The organism is Mucilaginibacter sp. P4_G9 (assembly GCF_056400985.1).
Map to the genome: position 1 here is coordinate 1 of NZ_JBFUKF010000469.1, position 3,660 is coordinate 3,660.

A 3,660-nucleotide genomic window follows, 5' to 3' on the forward strand; every position below is an offset into this window, starting at 1 on the left:
GTAATATCACGCTGCGGATTTGCCAGCATCTCGTAACCAACCATAAATTTTTTAACCGTTGCCGATCGTAGTAAAGGTGGATAAAAATGCATGTGCCAATGCCAATATGGGTGTTCGCCCATATTTACGGGTGCCTGATGCATGCCTGCAGAGTATGGAAACGAGGTTTCAAACAGGTTATCGTACCGCACTGTTAACCTTTTTATAGCATCAGCAAGGGCGTTTTTTTCATCATCGGTAAAATAAACTATGCTGGTAACGTGCCTTTTGCTTACTATCATGGTTTCATAAGGCCAAACCGCCCAAAAGGGCACTACTACAACAAAATGCTCATTTTCAAAAACAATACGTTCCCGTCGTTTAAGTTCCAGGGCTATATAATCGCCAAGCAGGCTTCGGCCCTTTTGTTCAAAATGAGCTTTTTGCTGCTGGGTTTCTTTAGCTATCTCAACCGGGATGCTGTTTTGCGCCCAGATTTGCCCATGAGGATGCGGATTGCTGCAGCCCATAATATCGCCCTTGTTTTCAAATATCTGGATATGTTTTATCCATGGAAACGACGAAAGGTTCTCAAATTCGGATTGCCATACATCGACAACTTTCCTGATCTCGCCGGTTTCCATTTGCGGCAAAGTGAGGTCATGCCTTGGCGAAAAACTGATAACCCTACAAATCCCCCGCTGGCTGTTGGCTACCAATAATTCATCGTCATCCAAGCCACCATCGGGGGTGTTCAGCAACAATGATGAGTAGTCGTTTGTAAAAACAAAGCTTGCTTTGTAATCAGGATTCTCGCTCCCATCGGCCCTATTATTGGTGGGGCAAAGGTAGCATTGCGGGTCGTATTGCGGCCTTTCATCGGCTTGTGTGGCCTCCACCTTACCCTGCCAGGGGCGTTTTGTGCGGTGCGGAGATACCAGGATCCAATCGCCTGTTAAAATATTTAAGCGACTGTGCGGATGCTCTTTAAGATCGAAATTATTAGTCTCCATTATGTTATTATACAGATTTTATTGGCTTATGGCAATTGGTTATTGCTTTTGATTTTTCAAAAGTAGAAAAATAAATGTAAATGTTACATTTAAAATAAAAAAGTTTAGCTTCCTCTAAACCTCCCGCTGAAAGGGAAACTTATAAAATCAATAATAAGAGAATAAATCTATCAAAAAAAAACGGCGAACTGTGAAGTCCGCCGCTCTAAACCAGGTTTTAGTGAATGTTTATTTAGCCACAATAGCTTTTTTCTTTACTGCGGTAGCCGCTTTTTTTGTTTTAGCAGCAGCTGATTTTTTTGCTTTTTCAACTTCGGCTTTTGCATTGGTATTAATGGCTTTTGCCTGGGTTTTGGCTTTGGCTTTTACATTGGCCGCGGCTTTTTTTGCCGTTGCAGTTTCGTTCCGGGCTTTAGTGGTAATTGCCTTAGCTTTTTCGTTAGCTTTGGCTTTTATATCAGCTGCAGTAGCTTTTGCTTTATCGGCAGTTGCCTCAGCCTTTTTGGTAGCTGCCGTTTTTGCAGTAGTAGCCTTTTTGGTGGTTACTTTATCTTTTAGCGCTTCAAATTTATCTTCGGCGGCTTCTTTTACGTCTTCGGCAGTGTCCTTAGTGCTATCCCACAGTCCTTCAATAGTCTCTTTAACCTTTTCAAAAAATCCTTTTTCTTCAGGTTTAGTTGCGTTAGTACTCATGCTGTTTACAGGTAATTGGTAAATATTAATTTATTGTTTAATTATAACCGTTATAATTAAATTTTGTTTTTACTGCAAGTTTACAAATGGTACTTTAACCCGCCTATACTGTAATAACAACTGTTTAAATTATAAACCGTAATTTTGCCGCCTATATATACGATATGAAGTTTCCGAAATTTGCCGACCTGATACTATTTGAGAATGATGATGTGATTGTAGTTAACAAGCCACCTTTTTTAAGTTCGCTTGATGAACGCGAAGGCGGCGAGGTAAATTTACTCAGGCTGGCTAAGGGTTATTGGGACGATGCTCAGATTTGCCATCGTTTGGATAAGGAAACCTCCGGCGCGCTTATCATCGCCAAAAACCCGGAGGCTTACCGCATGGTAAGCATGCAGTTTGAAAAACGCCAGGTAAAAAAAGTATACCATGCCGTTATCGATGGCACCCATACATTTGATAATCTGCTGATAGATTTGCCCATATTAAATGTTGGCAAGGGTAATGTAACCATTAGCAGGCAGGATGGTAAACGTGCCGAAACCTGGTTTCAGTCATTGAAATACTTTAAGCACTATACCCTGGTGGAATGCCGCCCGGTAACCGGCCGTATGCACCAGATAAGAATACACCTGGCAACTCAAAGGGCATCTATAGCCGGCGACGAAATGTATAAGGGCGAGCCCGTTTTTTTATCAAAAATAAAAAGGAAATACCATTTAGGGAAAGATCAGGAAGAACTGCCTATCATGAAACGCTTTGCACTTCACGCTTATGAGGTAACATTCAAAATTAGCCCTGAGACAGAGATCACTATACATGCCCCCTATCCCAAGGATTTTGAAACGCTGCTGAAACTATTAGAAAAATTTGATAGTTAGTTTCATTATTATTTTAGCAGCATACGTAGTAGCCGTTACTATTGAGTAGTGGTATCTTTCGCGGCAACTACTCTTTGAGTGGTTGTGTCTTTTTTACTACTAACAGCCAATTCTTTTTTGGTGGTGCTTTTAGACGATACAGGGGCTGCATTGTCTTTTTTACAGGAAAAATAGCCTGTGGCAATAATTGCCATACATAAAAACGTAATTTTTTTCATAATTTTAAAACGGATAGTACTTAGTACAATAGTAATTAAAATAAATACCCCAATCAAATAATGCTTACAAAACAGATAAACATATGAATAATCTTAACTCACCGATCGGTAATATTTCATTATAATTAACCTAATAAGTTCGTTTAACCTGATTTTGAGCAGCATACATAGTAATGAATCTTAATTAATACATGCTTCCTCACAAACAAATCGATATACTTTGACCCCGTAAACAGGATTAAAATATTGCTGTAAATGCTTGATAACACAAGTTTGACTTTATTTTTAGCAAGCATATTTTTATTCTAAATTACCTGCACTTTGAAAACACTTCGCTTTATTATATTAATTTTATTAATTTGCTCATTAACAACCAGTTATGCAGAAACCAGCGCAAAAAAAGATAGCCTGGTCGATTATATTTTACTTAAAGATCAGCAGAAACGTGAAAACAAAGTAATCAGGTATATCAAGTTATTTTTTCAAAACGCACCTTTAAACCAGCTTGTTGCAAAAAAAAAGGCAATAACCGATACTTTTGTAAGGTATAATTTGGAGCAGAAGGAGTCTATTTTATACTTCATGGAAAGTATATACCAAAGACGGCTTGAAAAGCTCCAGGAATCGCAAAATGCCCTGGTAAAAGCTATTGACGAGGCACACAAAAGCAGCGATCATCTACTTCTTTTTGATTACTTTACCCATCTTGCATTTGTACAAACCGACGAAGGGAACTCAATTGGAGCAGTATCCAGTTATGGATTAGCCAAAAACGAAGTTAAAAATCTAAATGACCCATATTTGGAGGCAGTACTAAATGTCAATATATCTGATATATATTATAAAAGCGGGTTATATAGCCAGTCCCTATCC

5 protein-coding genes are annotated in these 3,660 nt (G+C 38.8%); 2 read left to right on the forward strand and 3 right to left on the reverse strand.

The window, feature by feature from the left end; all coding sequences use genetic code 11:
* Together AC1DPZ_RS23880 and AC1DPZ_RS23885 are read right to left on the reverse strand one after the other, a co-directional pair.
* A partial coding sequence (locus AC1DPZ_RS23880) for a UDP-glucose--hexose-1-phosphate uridylyltransferase (RefSeq protein ID WP_477408178.1) occupies nucleotides 1-992 on the reverse strand: 992 nt, incomplete at its 3' end.
* A gap of 228 nt (nucleotides 993-1,220) precedes the next feature.
* A complete protein-coding gene (locus tag AC1DPZ_RS23885; protein WP_477408180.1) occupies nucleotides 1,221-1,685 on the reverse strand; it encodes a hypothetical protein in 465 nt (154 codons plus the stop codon).
* Nucleotides 1,686-1,849: 164 nt separating this feature from the next.
* Here AC1DPZ_RS23885 and AC1DPZ_RS23890 point away from each other — a divergent pair, with 164 nt between their 5' ends.
* Nucleotides 1,850-2,569 carry an RluA family pseudouridine synthase gene (locus tag AC1DPZ_RS23890; protein WP_477408182.1) on the forward strand — a complete coding sequence of 240 codons (720 nt, stop codon included), beginning with the start codon at nucleotides 1,850-1,852 and terminating at the stop codon, nucleotides 2,567-2,569.
* A 38-nt stretch (nucleotides 2,570-2,607) separates the two neighbouring features.
* Here AC1DPZ_RS23890 and AC1DPZ_RS23895 read toward each other — a convergent pair whose 3' ends face one another.
* Nucleotides 2,608-2,787: a hypothetical protein gene (locus AC1DPZ_RS23895; protein WP_477408184.1), complete on the reverse strand. Its 180-nt coding sequence runs from the start codon at nucleotides 2,785-2,787 to the stop codon at nucleotides 2,608-2,610.
* A gap of 321 nt (nucleotides 2,788-3,108) precedes the next feature.
* On the opposite strand from AC1DPZ_RS23895, the gene AC1DPZ_RS23900 reads away from it, so the two are divergent.
* A partial coding sequence (locus tag AC1DPZ_RS23900) for a hypothetical protein (RefSeq protein ID WP_477408186.1) occupies nucleotides 3,109-3,660 on the forward strand: 552 nt, incomplete at its 3' end.